The organism is Massilia putida, assembly GCF_001941825.1.
Classification (GTDB): Bacteria; Pseudomonadota; Gammaproteobacteria; order Burkholderiales; family Burkholderiaceae_D; genus Telluria; species Telluria putida.
Genome location: NZ_CP019038.1, coordinates 3,641,421 through 3,660,074, shown reverse-complemented (window position 1 = coordinate 3,660,074; position 18,654 = coordinate 3,641,421). Strand labels below are relative to the sequence as shown.

Below are 18,654 nucleotides of genomic sequence, written 5' to 3'. Positions count from 1 at the left end.
CTCCTTTCAGATTGCAGGAACGAGCGACGGCGCATAGGCCGCCGCCTTGGGGAACAGGTCGCGGCGCATGCCGGTGAGGGCGGCGAGGGCCTCGCGCTGGGCGTTATCGCGCGGGCCGGCGCAGATGGCGCGCAAAGCGTTGTCGAGCGTGTCCAGCAGGCTGCGTTCGCAACCGGCGTCGACCTTTGGGCGCAGCGCGAAATGGCGCGATAACTGTTTCATCAGCGGGCCGACGGCCGCGTCGCCGCGGCCCAACTGGGCACGCACGCTGTGCAGCAGGGTCATGTTCAAGCCGATGCGCAGGTCGCGCAGGGCATCGACGGCTTGCAGGTCCTGGTCCTTGGCCAGCGCCAGGCGCGGGGTCAGCATGCCGACGCGGTCGACCATCCTGGCCGAGAACTCCGGCAGCGACGGGACGCGCTCGCCGCTGCCCAGGCGCGCCAGCTCGCTCCAGCCCGCCTTGAGCAGGCGGCGCGCGGTCCAGCCGGCACCGACGCGGCGGAACACGCTCGTCGTGACGGCGGCCGCGACATAGCCGACGACCTGCGACAGCGTGCTGTTCAGGAAGGACACCATGTCGGCGTTGTGCGTATCGATCATCGCCAGGGTGCCACAGATGCCGAACAGGAAGGGAATGGCGCGTCCGAACGTCGACGGCCGCGCCAGCAGCACGCCCAGCACGAGGAAGGTCGGGGCGCAGGCGAGGATGAACGTCTCGAAGCCGTGCACGGCCGGCAGAATGCCCAGCAGGTAGAGGGCCGACACCGGGATCGAATAGATCGAATACCACATGAAGCTCTTGATGAAGGGCACCGGATTGTCCTGCGTGGAGAAGAAGCAGCACAGCACGGCGGTCATCATCGGCGCGGCCGCGCCGGACGGCCAGCCGGTCAGGATCCAGAACGCGCAGCAGGCCAGCACGGCGACCATGGCGGCAAAGGCGGACAGCACGGCCATGCCGCGGTCCAGGTGCAGCGCGCTCACCGGCACGCCCGGCAGGTGGCGCACGGCCTCGGGCAGGCGGCCATGCACGCCGGCGTCGATGTGCTGGCGCAGGGCGCGCGTCTCGACGCAGATCTCGATCAGGCGGCGCAGGCGCGCGGCGAGATTCACTTCGATCATGCCGGCCCAGCCGAGTGTCCTGTCGACCGCCGGTTCGAGCGCATCGATGCGCCGGCGCAAAGCGGCGCCTTGGGCATCGATCGCCACGCTCTTGGGGCTCTCGACGAGGGCGACGACATCCTTGAGCAGCGCGCTCCAGCGCTCCGACACGCTCGTTGCCCCCATGTCGCGCAGCGCGGTCAGGCGGTCTTCGATGCCAGACACGATGGGCACGAATGCTGCCAGGCGTTCCTGCAGCGCGTTCACCGCTTGTTCCGTCCAGCGCAGGTGCGACGTGTCGAACGGCAGGTGCGTGGTCATCAGGCGCATCTCCGTGATGTCGCCGGCGAGCTTGCGGCGGTCGGAGGCGGAGCGCGCGTCGCCGGCCGGATTCAGCGCGTCGCGGATCCAGTGGTGGGCGTCGCGCACGGCATTGTCCAGGCGCGCCAGCAACATCGGGCCGAACGGTTGCGGCAGCACGAGGCTGTGCACGACGGTCGCGCACGTAATGCCGAGCAGGATTTCCTCGACGCGGGCGAGGGCGATGTCGAAGATGGCGCCCGGCTCGTTCACGGCAGGGAAGGCGATGAGGCCGGCGGTGTAGCCGCCCAACATCAGCATGTAGGAACGCGGTGTGCGGTCGAGCAGCGAGAAATACAGGCAGCCGGCGATCCACAGTGCGAGCGTCAGCGACAGCAATTCAGGCGAGTTGATCAGGCGCGGCACGACGAACGTGACGGCAATCGCGCCCAGGACGGTGCCGCCCGCGCGGTACAGGCCCTTGGAGCGGGTCGGACCGGCGAACGGCGCGGCGCAGACGTACGCCGTCATCATCGCCCAAAATGGTCGCGGCAGTCCGATGCGCATCGATAGATATACCGAGAGCATCGCTGCCGCGAAAGACTTGACGGAGAACAGGATCTCCGACCGGGTTGGCGGGTTCATGCGGCCTGGATGGCGGCGATGGCGGTCGGCAGACCGGACAGGACGCGCAAGGTCGCCTCGACGTCGGCCGCATCGAACTCCCCGAACAGCTTGCGGCGGAAGGGCGTCAGCGCCTGGTCCATCAGGTGGGCCGTTTTCAGGCCCTCGCCGGTCAGGCGCAGAATCTTGGCGCGGCGGTCTTGCGGATCCTCATGGCGCTCGACCAGGCCGGATTCGATCAGGTGGTCGACGACGCGCACGAGCGACGACGCTTCCAGGCTCAGCGTCTCGGCCAGGATGCCCGGCCGCACGCCATTTTCTCCGAAGCGGTGGATGACCAGCACCGGCAGTCCGGTCGCCTGCGACAGGCCGAAATCGGACGCGACCTTGTCGGCGGCGGCACGGTAGGCGCGCGACGCATGGGTCAGCGCGGCGGTGAGACTGCTCAGGGTCTGGTCGGTCAGGCGCATATCGGTTCGCGTAAATACTTTGATTGAGTACTGTTGATATACGAAAGTTTAGCATGCGAAGTATTTTGGCGCAACGTAGGTGGGCAGCTCCGCCGATAGCGGCGGCATGAACGCGCGGTATGCGCTGCCCACGCGTGACGCATGCACCGTGTTGGCCGGATTCAAGCAATGTCGCGGCAATGCATATGCCGGTTGGACGCGTGGGCACGCAGTGCCCACCCTACTGATTACGATGCCGGAGCGATCCGGCGCAGGTCCGCCGGCGTGACGAACTCGGTGGCGCATGCCTGCGTCCGCAAGACTTCGATGGCCGCGTAACCCCAATGCACGGCCCCGAACGCCACGCCGGCCTTGCGCGCGGCTTCGGCGTCGAGGGCCTGGTCGCCGATGTAGAGGGCATCGACGGGCGCCACGCCGCACGCTTTGAGCACGGCGCGGATGCGGCTTGCCTTGCCGAAGACGGACATGCCGCAATCGAAACGCCGGATCAGCGCCGCCAGCTCCGGGCCCAGCACCGTGCGCACGTTGTGCTCAGAATTCGACGAGACGACGGTCAACAGCACGCCGCGCTCGTGCAGATGGCGCAGCGCGGCGGCGATGCCGTCGAACAGGGGAATCATGTGGGCGTTCTCCTGCATCATGGCCATGAAGGTTTTCGAGGCCAGCGGCAGCTTCCAGGCCGGCAGGCCCACATGGTCCATCATCTGGCGCATGCTGTAGTGGCGCAGCTCGCCGGCGCGTTCGACGTCGATGCGGGAAAAGCCGTGGCGGTCGGCGATCGTGTTGAAGACGCCGAGGAAGAACGGGAACGAGTCGGCCAGCGTGCCGTCGAAGTCGAAGATGGCGAGGCGGTAGGTCATGCGCACATGGTACACGCCGCGCCGCTGCCTGCCATTGTCAAGCGTCGATCGCCTTGCGCGCGAGCGCGGAATCGTCCGAGAACAGCCCGTCGATGCCCGTCTCCAGATAGCGCCGGATCTCCGCGACCGACCCCGCGTCATTGCGCGCGTTCAAGCCGTCGCCGTTGCGGAAGTCGGCCGCAAGGAAGGCGTTCTCAGGCCGGAAGGTCCAGACGACGACCTGCAATCCCGCCTTGTGCGCATCCGCCACGAGCGCCGTCGGCGCGGCCAGGCGTTCGTCCTTCGCCAGCGGGATGACGGCGCGCGTGTTCGGCGCGACGATGTCGGCATACGCGGCGATGTCGCGCAGGCCGCGCGCGGTGACCATGTCGCCATACGTCAGGCTGCCGCCGCTCGCGGCGACGTCGGCCGGACTCGCCTTGTCGTAAGCGCCGCCGACGATGACCAGCTGGGCCAGCGTCACGTTGGACGGCTTGCCGAGACCCTTGCGCAGCGCCTTCAGATTGGCGACCTCGAACGACTGCACGACGACCGGCGCGCGCCGCGTGTACTCGTGCGCCTTCAAGGTGGCGACGAAGCGGTCTTCCAGCGGCAGGCCCGCCTGCGCGAACCACGTCGAGTGTTTCAGTTCCGGGATCAGGCCGATCGTGCGCCCGCGCGCGGCCGCTTCCGCCGCCACGAAGTCGATGATCTCGTCGAAACTCACGATCTGGAACTGGCCGTCGTACGCGGTACCGCGCATCTTCGGCAGGCGCTCGATGGCGCGCAGCGTTTTCAATTCCGCGAACGTGAAGTCGGAGACGAACCAGCCTTCATGCGCTTCGCCGTCGATGATCTTGCGGGTCTTGCGCGAGGCGAACTCGGGCCGCGTGGCGATGTCGGTCGTGTCCGTGATCGCATTTTCGTGGCGCGCCACCAGCACGCCGTCTTTGGTGGCGACGAGGTCCGGCTCGACGAAGTCCGCGCCGTCCGCGATGGCCTTCGCGTACGACCCCAGCGTGTGCTCGGGCCGCAGGGCGCTGGCGCCGCGGTGGGCGTACAAGGTCGGTTTCGCCCGCTGGGCCAATGTCAGCGGCGGCAGGGCGGCCAGTGCGGTGCCGAGAGCGGCCGCCTTGAGGAAGCGCCGGCGCGGAGCAAGCGGCAGGAGGATCGTGTGCGTCATCAGATGTCAGCCTTTAAAGTGAAGAAGCCCATGCGCGGCGGGATCGGATACGTCGCGTAGCTGCCGCTTGCCTGGCCGACGACCGGTTGCAGCGGGCCTTCGCGGTTCAGCAGATTGGTCACGCTGAACGACCAGCGCAGGCTTTTCAGGTACGCGATCGACAGCGGCACTTTACCCGAGACGGACAGGCCCATGAGGAAGTAGCCGGGTATGCTCAGGTCGTTCGTGTAGGTGGCGTAGCGCTTGCCGACGTAATCGCCCGACAGCTGCGCCTCGACGTCGGCCGGGCCGCCGAACTTCGCGGTGGCGACGAATTTGTTCATCCACTCCGGCGTGTTGGGCACGGTCTTGCCGGCGGTCGGGACGACGGTCGTGCCGGAGAGGTAGCTGTCCTCGTACTTCGAGCGGTTGTACGAGATGCCGTCGTAGAACGAGAACGCGCGGCCGAAGTGGAAGGTGCCCGCCAGGTCGACGCCGTCCGTCTTGACCGTGCCGACGTTCGACAGGATCGTCGTGCCGCCCGCGAACGACGTGATGATCGGGTTCGAGCTGATGGCCAGCTGGCGGTCGCGGAAGGTCACGTGGTACAGCGCGACCTGGCCGTCGAACGCGGTGAGCGGGCCCACGTTCAGGTTGCGCGAATCGCGCAGGCCCGCTTCAACCGTGACCGACGTCTCCGGCTTGGCGTTCGCCTTGAAATAATCGAACGCGGCCTGCGACGACAGGCTCCACGGCGAATTCCCGCCGCCGCCGTACGTCACGTACTGGCGCATATTCTTCTGGATGTTGGCGAACAGCTGGTCGGTCGACGACACGTCCCAGCGCGCGCCGATCTGCGGCAGGAACCATTTTTTCGTATCGATCTTCCCTTCCGGCAGACCGCCCGTCGCCGTGCTGCTGATCGCGGCCGGCAGTTCATTGACGGGGAAGCGGCCGTCGGCGAACTGCAGGCTCGATTTGAAGCCGCCCAGCAGCGTGACGTCGGGCCGCATCTTCCACTCGTCCTGCAGGTACAACTGCACGACCTTGTTGTCGATGTCGCTGCCGTACTGCGTGATCAAGGGATTGCTCGGCCGCTCGTACGGCGTGCTCGGATTGTTCACGTCCAGCGCATACCAGCGGCGGTACGCGCCCGAATTATTGTGCTCGAACCAGAGGCCGCCCTGCACGAGGTGCGCGCCGAGATCCCAGCGCACGTTCGACAGCCAGCCCTGGCGATTGATCTTGTACTCGGTCGTGCGCGTGGCGTAGCCCGAATTGCCGAACACCGATTTGAGGTTCTGGTTCGGGAAGTACACCGCGAACAGGCCCGGCAAGCCGGCTTGCTGGATGGGGCCGGCAACGACCCCGACGCCATCGTTGTGGTGGAAGTAGTACTGGTTCGACCAAGTGAGGCTGTCGCTCAGGTAAGCCTCGTATTTCACGTAGGCCAGCTTGTCGGTACGCTGGGCGTCGCTGTAGTAATTGCGGAAGTTTTCCTTGGCATCCTTGTTTTCCTGCGAACTCAGGTAGGCGAGGGCGCCGGCGAAGTCCGGGTACAGGAAAGGCCGGGTGTAAGGCGCCGGCGTGCCGGCCTTGTGCAGCGTCGAATCCTCGTTCGGCTCCGTCTTGTCGGACCAGTCGACGAACAGCGTCAACTTGCCGGCATCGCCCTGGTGCACGAGTTTCGCGTTGAACTGGTCGTTGCTCTGGCGGCCGTTGAAATCCCATGCCTTCGCCTCGTGGTGCAGGCCGGAGAGATAAAGGCTGTTGCCGTTACCGAGGTCGCCCGAGTCGAAGCGGATGAACGTGCGGGTGGCGCCGTGGCTGCCCAGCGTCTGCTGCACATTGAGGTTGCGGCTGGCGGACGGGTCGCGCGAATAGGTCTCGATGGTGCCGCCCAGATTGCTCGTCGACGGCGTACCGAGGTCGCCCGCGCCCGTCGACAGCACAACGCTCTTCACGTTCTCGCTGGTGAGCGCGCGCTGCGGCGCGAGGCCGTTGTAGTTGCCGTACTGCTGGTCGCCCAGCGGCACGCCGTCCATCGTGTAGCCGAGCTGCTGGCCGTTGAAACCGTGGATGAACAGCGACAAGTTCTGCTCGTTGTTACCCCACGGGTCGGCCGTCTGGAAGCTCACGCCCGGCAGCGTCTGCAAGGCCTTCAGCGGATTCACGCCGGGCAGCACCTTCTGCATCTCCGCACCGGACAGGGCGACCGACGAGCGCGTCTTGCGAGTCGAGATCTCGACGGTGGCGATGGCGCCGGTGGGGGGCGTGTCCTGGATGCCGGGAGCATCGGCTGCGGCCGCCGGGAGGCCGTCGGCGGCGGCGGCGTGGGCCAGCGATGCGCACAGCGTGGCGGCGGCGATGGCGATCAGGGAGGGAACAAGGCGGGCGGTGCGGGTCGGGGTCATCAGTCAAGCTGCCGGGAGGTTAAAAGTGGTCCGGAGATTAACTTTGTGAAATGACTACGTGATTACGGTTGCGTGACCGGTTGATGACGCACGGCGGGCGTTTTTGCACAGCCGCCTGATCAACCGCGCACATTGCTTTGCGCTTGCACATCTGTCTACCTCATCTAATCTGATTCGGGTCAATCCCACAACAATATCGGAGACAGCATGGCAATCCTGACCAGGGCAAGACATCTTGCCGGCATCCTCATTGGCTTTCTCGGCACGAGCGCCTTCGCGGCGGTCGTCGCTTTACCGAAGTACAACGTCAGCGTGAACGATGTGTCGGTGTCCGGCTTTTCGTCCGGTGCCGACATGGCCGTGCAGATGCATTTCGCGTATTCGAAGACGATCAAAAAGGGAGCGGGCGTCATCGCCGGCGGGCCTTATTACTGCTCGCAAGGTAATGCGGCGATCGCGACCGGCCCGTGCATGGCCGATACCGGCTCGCGCAACCTGCCGTATCTGATTTCGGTGGTGAATACATGGTCGGGCAATGGCTATATCGACCCGACCAGCAATATGTCGGCATCGAAGGTGTATTTGCTGTCGGGGACGATCGATTCGACGGTGCGCCAGCCCGTCATGGACGACCTCAAAACGATGTACGGTTCGTATCTCCCGGCGGCCAACATCTATTACAAGAACAATCTCGCGGCCGAGCATTCGATCCCGACGGATTTCTTCGGCAACGGCTGCGCGGTCAACGGCAGCCCCTACGTCGACAACTGCAACTTCGATACGGCGGGAGAGATCCTGAAATGGATTTATGGACCGCTGAATCCCAAGAACACGGGGGTATTAAGCGGTAGCTTCATCAACTTCGACCAGTCTGTTTTCTGGGGCAACTTCAACCCGAACACCTACAGCATGGCCAGCAGCGGCTACGCCTACGTGCCGGCGAACTGCGCGGCGGGCCAATCGTGCCGGCTGCACGTGGCATTCCACGGCTGCCTGCAAAGCGCCTCCGTCGTCGGCACGGCGTTTTATCAGAATGCGGGCTATAACCGCTGGGCCGATACGAACAACATCATCGTGCTGTATCCGCAAACGATCATCACCGCGAACAATCCGGGCGGATGCTGGGACTGGTGGGGGTACGAGGATGTGAATTTCCCGGCCAAGAGCGGCGGGCAGATGGTCGCCATCAAGACCATGATCGACAAGATCGTCAGCGGCAACGCGGCGGCGCCGTTCACGTGCAGTCACTGGTATGCCAGCAATGTGTCGCATGTGTCGGCCGGCCGGGCGTATATCGGTGCGGACGGGCAGGTGTATGCGAAGAATTCGAACCAGTACCTGGGGTATTACATGGCGACGGCGTATACGGATGTCAGGCAGACGGCGGCGGGGTATTACGCGTATGGGAGTTGTTCCTGACGTACCAATCCATCGTGCGAGGCCGGGATCATCCGCAAAACGCGATACCGGCCATCGTGTTCAGATTAATTTGCATCTTTATGTAACAAGCTTTACGAGGTGTAAAGCGTGGTCCCGCACGATTCAGCTCGGCTATGATGGCGACCCGCTCAGCTGTTTATGCAACATTGTTGCTTGACTGACACTGGGCAACATTGAATGGCTGGGCTGACTATGAAAGATTCGGGAGTATCCGGACCGAACGCAACGGTCCAAAAACACTTTGGTTTGATCAACCTCTTGAAGGCCGGTGCGGCGCAACTGATCGTCCTGCACCACCTGGCGTTCTACGGCCCGATGGCCGACGCGGCACGGCCGCTGATGCCGTCGCTCATCGACTGGCTCGACCACAATGGCCGCATCGCCGTCCAGGCGTTCCTCGTCATGAGCGGCTTCCTCGTCGCGAAATCCCTGTCGCCGTCCGGCCTGCCCGGCATCGGCAACCCGCTGGGCACGATCTGGCGCCGCTACATCAAGCTGGCCCCGCCTTTCATCGTAGCCATGTTCCTGGCGATCGGTGCCTCCGCGCTCGCGCGCACGTGGATGGTCCACGATTCGATTTCGGCGCCGCCCAATCTGTCCCAACTGGCCGCGCACGTTTTCCTGCTGCAAAGCGTGCTGGGCTATGAATCGCTGTCCGCCGGCGCCTGGTATGTCGCGATCGACTTCCAGCTGTATGCGCTGATCACCGGCCTGCTGTGGCTGGGCGGACGCATCGCCGGCAACCGTCGCACGGCCTGGCTGATGCCCCTGCTGGTGACGCTGGGCGTGAGCATCTCCCTGCTGTACGTCAACCGCGACGCCGGGTTCGACGTGTGGGCGCCCTATTTCTTCGGCAGCTATGGCCTGGGCGTCCTGGCATGGTGGGCGGGCGATCCGCGCCGGCCATTCGTTGCGACGTTCGCGTTGCTGCTGATGATGATCGTGCCGACCGTGCTGGCGCTGGGACTGGATTTCCGCATCCGCATCGCGGTGGCCGCCGCCGTGGCCTGCGTCCTGTTCCTGTTCGGCCGCACGCGGCTGAGCACGTATGCGAACTCGGGGTGGTCGGTCGTCAACTACCTCGGCAAGATTTCGTATTCGATTTTCCTCGTGCATTTTCCGGTGTGCCTGGTCGTGAACGCGGCGTTTACGCGGTTCGTGCCGGACGATGCATACTTGCAAAGGGGCGGGTGTCGTGTGGGCGTGGGCGGCCAGCGTGGCGTCCGGGGCGGTGTTTTATCGCTGGGTCGAAGCGCCGCTGGGCCGTTTCCTGGCCGGGTTGGCGAAGCCGGTCGTGGTCCAGCCGTTCGGCGCCAAGCCCGTGAGATTGCGCGGCTAGAGCGAAAGTCAGCACTCGATTGCTGACTTTTATTTGTGTTCAAGCTACGCTGTCACTACGAAACGAAGGTGACATGATGAACACGCAGATCCTGGCACTCGATATCGCAGGTAATCCGTTCGACTGGATTCCACCAGAGGACGCCATCCTGTACTACGCACTCGGCAAAGTGGCCTGGGAATTGGGCGACCGTGAGTTCATTTTCCGCGGCGGCTATTCCCGTTCGGGCGTACAGTCGAAAATTGCCGTCAAGCCGATCATTGCGATCGTTGGCAGCGAAATCATGACGCGCATGTTCCGGACGGGCCTGCCGCTGACGCACCAGAACGATTTACTGTTCAAGCGCGACCGTTACACCTGCGCCTACTGCGGCAACCGCTTCGCGCACAAGGAACTGTCGCGTGACCATATCTTGCCGAGGTCGCGCGGCGGCAAGGATACGTGGATGAATTGCGTGACCGCCTGCAAGCGTTGCAATCAGGAGAAAGGCAATTTGCTGGTCGAGCAATTCCGTCCGCTGATCTATGTGCCGTACGTCCCGTGCCGCGCGGAGCATTACCTGCTGAGCGGGCGGAATATTCTTGCTGACCAGCACGAGTATCTGGCGGCGCAGTTGCCGAAGCATAGCCGGCTATTGAATTGATGGCCTCAACGTAAAACGGCCAACCTTTTCGGATTGGCCGTTTCGTTTGGAATGCAGAAGCGTCAGACGTCGATATTCCCCGCCTGCAGCGCATTCGATTCAATGAAGTTCCGGCGCGGCTCGACTTCATCACCCATCAGCGTCGTAAAGATCTGGTCCGCCGCGATGGCATCCTCGATCTGCACCTTCAACAGGTGACGCACCGTCGGGTCCATGGTCGTTTCCCACAACTGCTCGGGATTCATCTCGCCCAGACCCTTGTAACGCTGCTTGGAGACGCCACGTTCCGCTTCGTCGCGCAGCCATTCCATGGCCTGCTGGAAGTCGCGCACGGCGAATTCCTTCATCTTGTCGCCTTCGCCGCGGCGGATGATGGCGCCTTCGCCCATCAGACCCTGGAACGTCTCGGCCGAGTTCTCCAGCGTCTTGTAGTCGGCGCCGGCGACGAAGTCGGCGTCGATCGACGTCACTTGCACGTTGCCGTAGTGGATGCGTTCGATGCGCAGGCTGTGCTTGTCCGACAGCTCGTCGGAGCGCACGCCCACTTTCACGCTCGGGTCGTGGATCGCGTTCGCCAGGGCCTGTGCCGATTTCTCGGCCGCTTCCTGGGTCGACAGGTCCAGCTTCACGCCGGTCATGATGGCGGACAGGGCGGCGCGGTCGATCACGCGCGACAGGCGCATCATGATCGCGTTGGCCCTGTTGTACTTGTCGACCAGGTCGCCCAGCGCGCCGTCGGTGACCGGCTCCGCGCCTTCCTTCGGCAGCAGCGCGGCGCCGTTCAGGGCGACGCGCATCATGTAGCTCGCTTCCTCGACGTCATCCTTGAGGTAGCGCTCGTCGCGGCCGGCTTTCACCTTGTACAGCGGCGGTTGCGCGATGTAGATGTGGCCGCGCTCGACCAGCTGCGGCATCTGGCGGTAGAACAAGGTCAGCAGCAGGGTGCGGATGTGGGCGCCGTCGACGTCCGCGTCGGTCATGATGATGATGCGGTGGTAGCGCAGCTTGTCGACGTTGAACTCGTCCGGGCCGATCGACGTGCCGAGGGTCGCGATCAGGGTCGTGATCTGTTCCGACGACAGCATCTTTTCGAAGCGCGCCTTTTCCACGTTCAGCACCTTGCCGCGCAGCGGCAGGATGGCCTGGAACTTACGGTCGCGACCCTGCTTGGCGGAACCGCCTGCGGAGTCACCCTCGACGATGTACAGCTCGGCCAGCGCCGGGTCGCGTTCCTGGCAGTCGGCCAGCTTCGACGACAGGCCCAGGCCGTCCATCACGCCCTTGCGGCGGGTGAGGTCGCGGGCCTTGCGGGCCGCTTCGCGCGCGCGTGCGGCTTCCACGATCTTGCCGCAGATGATCTTGGCGTCGTTCGGCTTTTCCATCAGGAAGTCGGTGAGCGTCTTCGCCACGATCTCTTCGACCGGGCCACGCACTTCCGACGACACGAGCTTGTCTTTCGTTTGCGACGAGAACTTCGGCTCAGGCACTTTCACGGACAGCACGCAGGTGAGACCCTCTCGCATGTCGTCGCCCGAGATTTCGACCTTGGCCTTTTTCGCGAAGTCGTTCTCGTCGATGTATTTGTTGATCACGCGCGTCATCGCCGCGCGCAGGCCGGTCAGGTGGGTACCGCCGTCCCGCTGCGGGATATTGTTCGTGAAGCACAGCACCTGCTCGTTGTAGGCGTCGTTCCACTGCATGGACACGTCCACCGAGATATTGGTGCCGTTTTCCGACAGGCGTTCGCCGGTCGCCTGGAACACGGTCGGGTGCAGGACGGTCTTGGACTTGTTGATGTACTCGACGAAGCCGCGGGTGCCGCCCTCGAAGGCGAACACTTCTTCCTTGCCGGTGCGCTGGTCGGTCAGCTTGATGTTGACGCCGTTGTTCAGGAACGAGAGTTCACGGATGCGCTTGGACAAGATCTCGTAGTGGAACTCGACGTGCGAGAAGATTTCCTCGTCGGCCCAGAAATGGACTTCCGTGCCGCGCTTGTCGGTTTCGCCGATGACCTTGATCGGCGAGACTTCCACGCCGTCGCGGATTTCGATTTCGCGGTTCAGCGGAACGCCGCGCTCGAATTCCATCTGGTGCACTTTGCCGTTCTGGCGGACGGTCACACGCAGCAGCTTCGACAGTGCGTTCACGCAGGACACGCCGACGCCGTGCAGGCCGCCGGACACTTTATAGGCGTTCTGGTTGAACTTGCCGCCGGCGTGCAATTCCGTCAGCGCGATCTCGGTCGCCGAGCGCTTCGGCTCGTGCTTGTCGTCCATCTTGATGCCGGTCGGGATGCCGCGGCCGTTGTCGGTGATCGAGACCGAGTTGTCGGAGTGGATGGTGACGTGGATTTCGGTGCAGTAGCCCGCGAGCGCCTCGTCGATCGAGTTATCGAGCACCTCGAACACCAGGTGATGCAGGCCGGTGCCATCCGACGTGTCGCCGATGTACATGCCCGGACGCTTGCGTACGGCTTCCAGGCCTTCCAGGATCTGGATCGACGAGGCGCCGTACTCTTCCGCCTTGGCAAGGGAGGATTCCAAAACTGCTTGAGTGTTCTCGGACATGACTGCTTTCTCAAATAACGTGTGAATCAGACGGACGGGCTCTTGGCCGGCTGTCTTGCGTCGTCGGTTGGTGCGGCGGGACGTTTGCGATGCCGGTGTTGATTGGTTCAGCCTGGACCATCAAGCGAAGTGGCCTTGCAAGCATTCCACCGCAGCCGCTGCCGCCATAAAAAGCAGGCGGCAATAGACAAATATATGGGCGCTTTGCCCAAATTAAATACGCATCGGCATGACGACGTACTTGAAGTCGCCATTGTCGGGAATCGACATCAGGGCCGACGAATTCGAATCACCCAGCGCGATGTTCACCTGGTCGCACTTCAGGTTGTTCAATACGTCCAGCAGGTACGTGACGTTGAAACCGATGTCGATCGTGTCGCCGCCGTAGTCGATTTCCAGTTCTTCCACCGCTTCTTCCTGGTCGGCGTTGGTGGAGCTGATCTTCATCGAGCCCGGAGAAATCATGCAGCGCACGCCCTTGAATTTATCGCTCGTCATGATCGCCGCGCGCTGCAGCGAACGCAGCAGTTCTTCGCGGCTGATCGTGAAGTCGTTCTTGTAGCCCTTCGGGATCACACGGGTGTAATCCGGGAATTTGCCTTCCACCAGCTTCGACACGAGTTCGATGTCGGCGAAGGTCAGCTTGACTTGCGAGGCGGCGATGTCCAGGCGGACGGTGTCGTCGCTTTCTTCCAACAGGCGCTGCAATTCCAGGATGGTCTTGCGCGGGATGATCACTTCCTGGCGCTCGAATTGCTGTTCGGCGGTCACTTGCGCGAACGCGAGGCGGTGACCGTCGGTGGCAACGGCGATGATGTTGTTACCGTCCAGCACCAGCAGCAGGCCGTTCAGGTAGTAGCGGATGTCTTGCTGGGCCATCGCGAAGTGCACCATGTTGAACAGGTGCTTCAGCGTCTTTTGCGGCAGCGTGACGGTCGCGTTGTAGCTGTCGGCCACGGAGACGGTCGGGAATTCCTCGGCCGCCAAGGTCTGCAGCGCGAAGCGCGACTTGCCGCTTTGCACGGTCAGGCGCTTGTTCAGCAGGGTCATCGTGACGTCGCCCGATTCCGGCAGCGCGCGCAGGATGTCGAGGAGCTTGCGCGCCGCGACGGTCGTGCCGGCTTCTTCAGGACCCGAACCGATGTTGGCCAGGGTCGTGATCTGCACCTCGGTGTCGGTCGACAGGAACGAGACGCTTTCGCCATTCTTGCGGATGAGGATATTGGCCAGAATCGGCATGGTGTGCCGACGCTCGACAATACCACTCACGATCTGCAGTGGCCGGAGAAGCGTGTCTCGGGTGGATTTGACCAGTTGCATAGATATCCTCGGTGTTAGGGGTAAAAATGTTGTTCGCGCAATATTTTGCCAGAAATCATGGGGGGCACAGCCTTTTCCCCCCTTTCACGCATCAGCCTTTCAGGGTCTGCTCCAGCACGTGCAATTCGTGGTTGCACTCGGCGTTTTTGGCGCGGTCCTGTGCGATCTTGCGGACCGCATGCAGCACCGTCGTATGGTCGCGGCCGCCGAACAGTTCGCCGATCTCCGGCAGACTCTTCTGCGTCAGCTCTTTCGCCAGGTACATCGCGATCTGGCGCGGACGCGCGATGTTGGCCGGGCGGCGCTTCGAATACATGTCCGCGACCTTGATGTTGAAAAAGTCGGCCACGGTCTTCTGGATATTTTCCACGGAGATCTGGCGGTTCTGCACCGACAGCAGATCCTTCAGCGCTTCCTTCACGACGTCGATCGTGATGTCCTTGCCGTGGAAGCGCGAGTACGCGAGGATTTTCCTCAGCGCGCCTTCCAGTTCGCGCACGTTCGAGCGCAGGTGTTTCGCGACGAAGAAGGCGACGTCGTCGTTCAGCATGACGCCTTCCGATTCCGCCTTCTTCATCAGGATCGCCACGCGCATTTCCAGTTCCGGCGGTTCGATCGCGACCGTCAGGCCGGAGTCGAAGCGCGAGATCAGGCGGTCGTCCATGCCGGTGATCTCTTTAGGATAGGTATCCGACGTGATGATGATCTGTTTCTTCGCAGCGATCAGCGCTTCGAACGCATAGAAGAATTCTTCCTGCGTGCGGCTCTTGCCGCCGAAGAATTGAATATCGTCGATGAGCAGCATGTCCAGCGAGTGGTAGTAATGCTTGAAGTCATCGAAGCCTTTACGTTGATAGGCCGTCACGACGTCGCGCACGTACTGTTCCGCGTGGATATAGCGGATGCGCGCGCCCGGCTGGTCGGCCATCACCTGGTTGCCGATCGCGTGGATCAAGTGAGTCTTACCGAGGCCCACGCCGCCGTAGAAGAACAGCGGGTTGTACGACACGCCCGGGTTGTTGGCGACCTGGATCGCGGCGGCGCGCGCCAGCTGGTTCGCCTTACCAGTCACGAAGTTCTCGAACGTGAGGTCGGGATTGACGCGGCTCTGTTCGCGGCGCGGATTGTTCGCGATGACGTTGTCCGGCGTGACGACAGGCATCTCCGGCACGGTCTTGTCGGCCGCGGCGTTGATGCCCAGCGCACCGCTGCTGGACGGCATCGGGGCAGGGGCGGAGGACACCGCTTTCTTCGGCAGGCTGTTCTTCGGGTCGAGCACGAACTGCACGTCGACCGGCCGCTGATAATGCTCGGACGCGAGCGCGGTGATGCGGTTGGCGAATTGCGACTTCACCCAGTCGAGCTTGAAGCGATTGGGCGCCGCAATGCGCAGCTTGCCGTCCTCGTAGTCGAGGGCGACAAGTGGTTTGATCCACGCGGTATATTGCTGCGGTGTCAGCTCGAGCTCCAACTGGTTGGAACAGGTCTGCCAAAAGTTATCCATACATCGACTAAGTTAAGCGTAACACTCTATTTTACCTGTGTTCTCGCAAGTTATCCACAGGCGATACAGGAATTTTCCACCGAAACAGAGCCGCCTGACACGCACCCGCCACGGGTTGCGGCGCACCATGGCGCGGTCTTGACACAACGGTTGCCTTGACAGTCGGGTACCAAATAGAGTCTAATTCAGGGTTCCCCGCCCGTACGCTTTGTTAATCCAACAATTAGCACACAGGCGACAAGCTTTGCTGAGGCGTGACGCTGGCTTAACAACTGCGAAATGTCATTGGCGCAATGCTGACTCAGCATGAGCTCAGCCCCGATTTTTGCACTCTATTTTGCTTTAAGCGAGACCACCATGAAACGTACTTACCAACCTTCCGTCGTTCGTCGCAAGCGCACGCACGGCTTCCGCGCACGCATGGCTACCCGTGGTGGCCGTCTGGTCCTGAACGCTCGCCGCGCCAAGGGCCGCAAGCGCCTGGCCGTCTAAGCCCGGAAAGCCGCATCACCGCGCCGACGACCTATGTCAGGCGAAGGTTCGCACGACTTTGCGCGCGTTCGGCGTATCGTAAAAACGGATGAGTTTTCATCCGTTTTTCGTTTGCGCCCTGCACAAAAAACCGCGCATTTCGTGCTCTATACCCGACCGAATGCCCTGCCTCATGCGCGGCTGGGCGTCGTCGCGGCCAAACGTTTTGCGCCGCGCGCGGTCACGCGCAACACCATCAAACGCGTCACGCGCGAACTGTTCCGCACGACGCCGTTGCCGGCGCTCGACTGCATCGTCCGTCTGGCGCGTCCCGTCAACGGCAAGGACGGTCCGGCCACGACGTCCGCCCTGAAGGCGCAGCTGCGCGTCGAACTGGCGCGCCTGTTCGCGTCGCAGTTGCCGCGTCCGCGCAAAGGTGGCAAGACCAACGAAGCCGCTCCACAGGCGGCGAGCGTTGCGCCCTCAGCCTCGCAACCGGGACTATCATGAACCGGTTGCTTGTCTGGCTGTTGCGCGGTTACCAGTTGCTGGTGTCTCCGATGCTCGGACAGAACTGCCGTTTCTATCCGACCTGTTCCAATTACGCGATCGAGGCCGTCAAGATCCACGGCGCCGCGCGCGGCGGCTGGCTGGCAGCCCGCCGCATCTGCCGTTGCCATCCGTGGAACGAGGGCGGCGTCGACCTGGTACCGCGTCCCGGGGAGCAGCATTCCTCACCAACCGCTTGCGGTTGCAAGCATTCCTGAATAAGACCAATGGAAATCAATAAACGTACCATCCTGTGGATCGTGTTCGCCGTCGCACTGGTCGTCCTGTGGAACGACTGGATGGTGGCCAACGGCAAGCAGTCGATGTTCTCGGCGCAGCCGCCGGCCAAGGTCGCGCAGGCACCGAATCCGGCCAAGCCGAATGATCTGCCGACGGCGGCAACGCCGACGCCGGCCGGCGCCGTCCCGGGCACGCCCGCGGCCGCCGCGCCTGTGCAGACCCAGGTCGTCACCGTCACCACCGACGTCTATAAAGTCGACATCGACACGGCCGGCGGCGTGATCCGCCGCCTGGAGCTGCTGAAGTACCGCGACAAGGTCGACCCGACCAAGAACCAGGTGCTGTTCCAGGCCAACGGCCCGCGCGTCTACCTGGCCCAGACCGGCCTGACGGGCACCAGCCCGGCCGGCGTCCTGCCGAACCACAACACCCCGTTCACGGTCCGTCCGGGCCCGCGCACGCTGGACAGCAACAACCAGGTGCAGGTCGTGCTGGACGCCGAGCAGGGCGGCGTGCGCCTGACCAAGACCTTCACGTTCAAGCGCAACGACTACGTGATCGACGTGCGCCACGACGTGACCAACCTGACCCAGGCGCCGATCGCGCCGTCGCTGTACTTCCAGCTCGAGCATGACGGCCTGAAGCCGGAAGGCGACACCTACTTCAACAGCAGCTACACGGGCCCGACCCTGTGGACGCCGGACGAGCACTACCAGAAGCTGACCTTCGACAAGATCGCCAAGGGCTCGGCCGACTACGCGAAGAAGGCGAACGACGGCTGGATCGCGATCTCGCAGCACTTCTTCGTCTCGGCCTTCATCCCGCCGGCGAACACCCAGCGCGACATCTACACGAAGGCCTTGGGCAACAACGTGTTCGCCATCGGCGCCGTCGAGCCGCTGGGCACCGTGGCACCGGGCGCGACCGTGTCGAACGCCGCGCGCCTGTACTCGGGTCCGCAAGTGCAGAGCCTGCTGGAAAAAGTGACGCCGGGCCTGGACCTGGTGCGCGACTACGCGTGGGCCGCGATCATCGCCAAGCCGATCTTCGCCACCATGAACTGGCTGCACTCGATGATCGGCAACTGGGGCTGGACCATCATCGCCTTCACGATCCTGATCAAGCTGCTGTTCTTCCCGCTGTCGGCGGCCGGCTACCGCAGCATGGCCAAGATGAAGACGGTGACGCCAAAGATGCAGGCGATCCGCGAGCGTTTCAAAAACGATCCGGTCAAGATGCAGCAGGCCACGATGGAGCTGTACAAGGCCGAGAAGATCAACCCGCTGGGCGGCTGCCTGCCGATCCTCGTGCAGATGCCGGTGTTCCTGGCCCTGTACTGGGTGCTGCAGGCCGCGGTCGAGATGCGCGGCGCACCGTGGGTGGGCTGGATCCACGACCTGACGGCACCGGACCCGTACTTCATCCTGCCGATCCTGTACGCGATCTCGATGTTCATCACGCAGCGTCTGAACCCGCAACCGGCCGACCCGGTGCAGGCGAAGATGATGATGTTCATGCCGCTGGCGTTCTCCGTGATCTTCCTGTTCTTCCCGTCCGGCCTCGTGCTGTACTGGGTGGTGAACAACCTGATCTCGATGGCGCAGCAGTACGTCATCACCAAGAAGTTCGCGCCGGCCAAATAAACCTGGCCTGGTGAGCGAAAAGCCCGTG

Annotated in this window: 15 protein-coding genes; 7 read left to right on the top strand and 8 right to left on the bottom strand. The window is 63.2% G+C overall.

Annotated features, from left to right (window positions below; genetic code table 11):
- Positions 1 to 6: 6 nt before the first annotated feature.
- From BVG12_RS18495 to BVG12_RS18475, 5 genes are all read right to left on the bottom strand, one after another.
- Positions 7 to 2,046, bottom strand: a complete 2,040-nt coding sequence (locus BVG12_RS18495) for an FUSC family protein (protein ID WP_075793676.1) — start codon at positions 2,044 to 2,046, stop codon at positions 7 to 9.
- Positions 2,043 to 2,495: a MarR family winged helix-turn-helix transcriptional regulator gene (locus BVG12_RS18490; RefSeq protein WP_075793675.1), complete on the bottom strand. Its 453-nt coding sequence runs from the start codon at positions 2,493 to 2,495 to the stop codon at positions 2,043 to 2,045. The genes BVG12_RS18495 and BVG12_RS18490 overlap by 4 nt, the downstream gene beginning before the upstream one ends.
- 227 nt (positions 2,496 to 2,722) lie before the next feature.
- Complete coding sequence (locus BVG12_RS18485; RefSeq protein WP_075793674.1) at positions 2,723 to 3,355, bottom strand: HAD hydrolase-like protein; 633 nt, start codon at positions 3,353 to 3,355, stop codon at positions 2,723 to 2,725.
- A 37-nt stretch (positions 3,356 to 3,392) separates the two neighbouring features.
- Positions 3,393 to 4,517: a glycerophosphodiester phosphodiesterase gene (locus tag BVG12_RS18480; RefSeq protein ID WP_075793673.1), complete on the bottom strand. Its 1,125-nt coding sequence runs from the start codon at positions 4,515 to 4,517 to the stop codon at positions 3,393 to 3,395.
- Complete coding sequence (locus BVG12_RS18475) at positions 4,517 to 6,910, bottom strand: TonB-dependent receptor (RefSeq protein WP_075793672.1); 2,394 nt, start codon at positions 6,908 to 6,910, stop codon at positions 4,517 to 4,519. Before BVG12_RS18475 ends, BVG12_RS18480 begins: the two co-directional genes overlap by 1 nt.
- Positions 6,911 to 7,117: 207 nt before the next feature.
- On the opposite strand from BVG12_RS18475, the gene BVG12_RS18470 reads away from it, so the two are divergent.
- The 3 genes from BVG12_RS18470 to BVG12_RS18460 all read left to right on the top strand — a co-directional run bounded on the left by BVG12_RS18470 (position 7,118) and on the right by BVG12_RS18460 (position 10,332).
- Positions 7,118 to 8,329 carry an extracellular catalytic domain type 2 short-chain-length polyhydroxyalkanoate depolymerase gene (locus BVG12_RS18470; RefSeq protein ID WP_075793671.1) on the top strand — a complete coding sequence of 404 codons (1,212 nt, stop codon included), beginning with the start codon at positions 7,118 to 7,120 and terminating at the stop codon, positions 8,327 to 8,329.
- 267 nt (positions 8,330 to 8,596) lie between these two features.
- Positions 8,597 to 9,715, top strand: coding sequence for an acyltransferase family protein (locus BVG12_RS18465; protein ID WP_075793670.1), 1,119 nt, complete (start codon positions 8,597 to 8,599; stop codon positions 9,713 to 9,715).
- Positions 9,716 to 9,762: 47 nt separating this feature from the next.
- On the top strand, positions 9,763 to 10,332 hold the full coding sequence (locus BVG12_RS18460; RefSeq protein WP_229503650.1) for an HNH endonuclease: 570 nt from the start codon (positions 9,763 to 9,765) through the stop codon (positions 10,330 to 10,332).
- A 62-nt stretch (positions 10,333 to 10,394) separates the two neighbouring features.
- On the opposite strand, the gene gyrB is transcribed toward BVG12_RS18460, so the two are convergent.
- From gyrB to dnaA, 3 genes are all read right to left on the bottom strand, one after another.
- Positions 10,395 to 12,899 (bottom strand): DNA topoisomerase (ATP-hydrolyzing) subunit B, encoded by a 2,505-nt coding sequence (gene gyrB / locus BVG12_RS18455; protein ID WP_075793669.1) that lies wholly within the window; start codon positions 12,897 to 12,899, stop codon positions 10,395 to 10,397.
- A gap of 213 nt (positions 12,900 to 13,112) precedes the next feature.
- Complete coding sequence (gene dnaN / locus BVG12_RS18450) at positions 13,113 to 14,219, bottom strand: DNA polymerase III subunit beta (protein ID WP_075793668.1); 1,107 nt, start codon at positions 14,217 to 14,219, stop codon at positions 13,113 to 13,115.
- Positions 14,220 to 14,310: 91 nt separating this feature from the next.
- Positions 14,311 to 15,723: a chromosomal replication initiator protein DnaA gene (gene dnaA, locus BVG12_RS18445; protein ID WP_075793667.1), complete on the bottom strand. Its 1,413-nt coding sequence runs from the start codon at positions 15,721 to 15,723 to the stop codon at positions 14,311 to 14,313.
- 357 nt (positions 15,724 to 16,080) lie between these two features.
- On the opposite strand from dnaA, the gene rpmH reads away from it, so the two are divergent.
- From rpmH to yidC, 4 genes are read left to right on the top strand one after another with little or no spacing between them, the layout of a single operon-like run.
- Positions 16,081 to 16,215 (top strand): 50S ribosomal protein L34, encoded by a 135-nt coding sequence (gene rpmH, locus BVG12_RS18440; protein ID WP_075796440.1) that lies wholly within the window; start codon positions 16,081 to 16,083, stop codon positions 16,213 to 16,215.
- Between the two features lie 33 nt (positions 16,216 to 16,248).
- Entirely contained in the window at positions 16,249 to 16,704 is a 456-nt protein-coding gene (rnpA, locus tag BVG12_RS18435; RefSeq protein ID WP_075793666.1) for a ribonuclease P protein component, read from the top strand.
- On the top strand, positions 16,701 to 16,961 hold the full coding sequence (gene yidD, locus BVG12_RS34725; protein ID WP_075793665.1) for a membrane protein insertion efficiency factor YidD: 261 nt from the start codon (positions 16,701 to 16,703) through the stop codon (positions 16,959 to 16,961). The genes rnpA and yidD overlap by 4 nt, the downstream gene beginning before the upstream one ends.
- Before the next feature lie 9 nt (positions 16,962 to 16,970).
- A complete protein-coding gene (gene yidC / locus BVG12_RS18425; protein ID WP_075793664.1) occupies positions 16,971 to 18,626 on the top strand; it encodes a membrane protein insertase YidC in 1,656 nt (551 codons plus the stop codon).
- The last annotated feature ends 28 nt before the right edge of the window (positions 18,627 to 18,654 follow it).

Coding starts and splice junctions, on each gene's coding strand:
- BVG12_RS18495 (WP_075793676.1), bottom strand. CDS start 2,046: ATGAACCCGCCAACCCGGTCGGAGATCCTGTTCTCCGTCAAGTCTTTC.
- BVG12_RS18490 (WP_075793675.1), bottom strand. CDS start 2,495: ATGCGCCTGACCGACCAGACCCTGAGCAGTCTCACCGCCGCGCTGACC.
- BVG12_RS18485 (WP_075793674.1), bottom strand. CDS start 3,355: ATGACCTACCGCCTCGCCATCTTCGACTTCGACGGCACGCTGGCCGAC.
- BVG12_RS18480 (WP_075793673.1), bottom strand. CDS start 4,517: ATGACGCACACGATCCTCCTGCCGCTTGCTCCGCGCCGGCGCTTCCTC.
- BVG12_RS18475 (WP_075793672.1), bottom strand. CDS start 6,910: ATGACCCCGACCCGCACCGCCCGCCTTGTTCCCTCCCTGATCGCCATC.
- BVG12_RS18470 (WP_075793671.1), top strand. CDS start 7,118: ATGGCAATCCTGACCAGGGCAAGACATCTTGCCGGCATCCTCATTGGC.
- BVG12_RS18460 (WP_229503650.1), top strand. CDS start 9,763: ATGATGAACACGCAGATCCTGGCACTCGATATCGCAGGTAATCCGTTC.
- gyrB (WP_075793669.1), bottom strand. CDS start 12,899: ATGTCCGAGAACACTCAAGCAGTTTTGGAATCCTCCCTTGCCAAGGCG.
- dnaN (WP_075793668.1), bottom strand. CDS start 14,219: ATGCAACTGGTCAAATCCACCCGAGACACGCTTCTCCGGCCACTGCAG.
- dnaA (WP_075793667.1), bottom strand. CDS start 15,723: ATGGATAACTTTTGGCAGACCTGTTCCAACCAGTTGGAGCTCGAGCTG.
- rpmH (WP_075796440.1), top strand. CDS start 16,081: ATGAAACGTACTTACCAACCTTCCGTCGTTCGTCGCAAGCGCACGCAC.
- rnpA (WP_075793666.1), top strand. CDS start 16,249: ATGTCAGGCGAAGGTTCGCACGACTTTGCGCGCGTTCGGCGTATCGTA.
- yidD (WP_075793665.1), top strand. CDS start 16,701: ATGAACCGGTTGCTTGTCTGGCTGTTGCGCGGTTACCAGTTGCTGGTG.
- yidC (WP_075793664.1), top strand. CDS start 16,971: ATGGAAATCAATAAACGTACCATCCTGTGGATCGTGTTCGCCGTCGCA.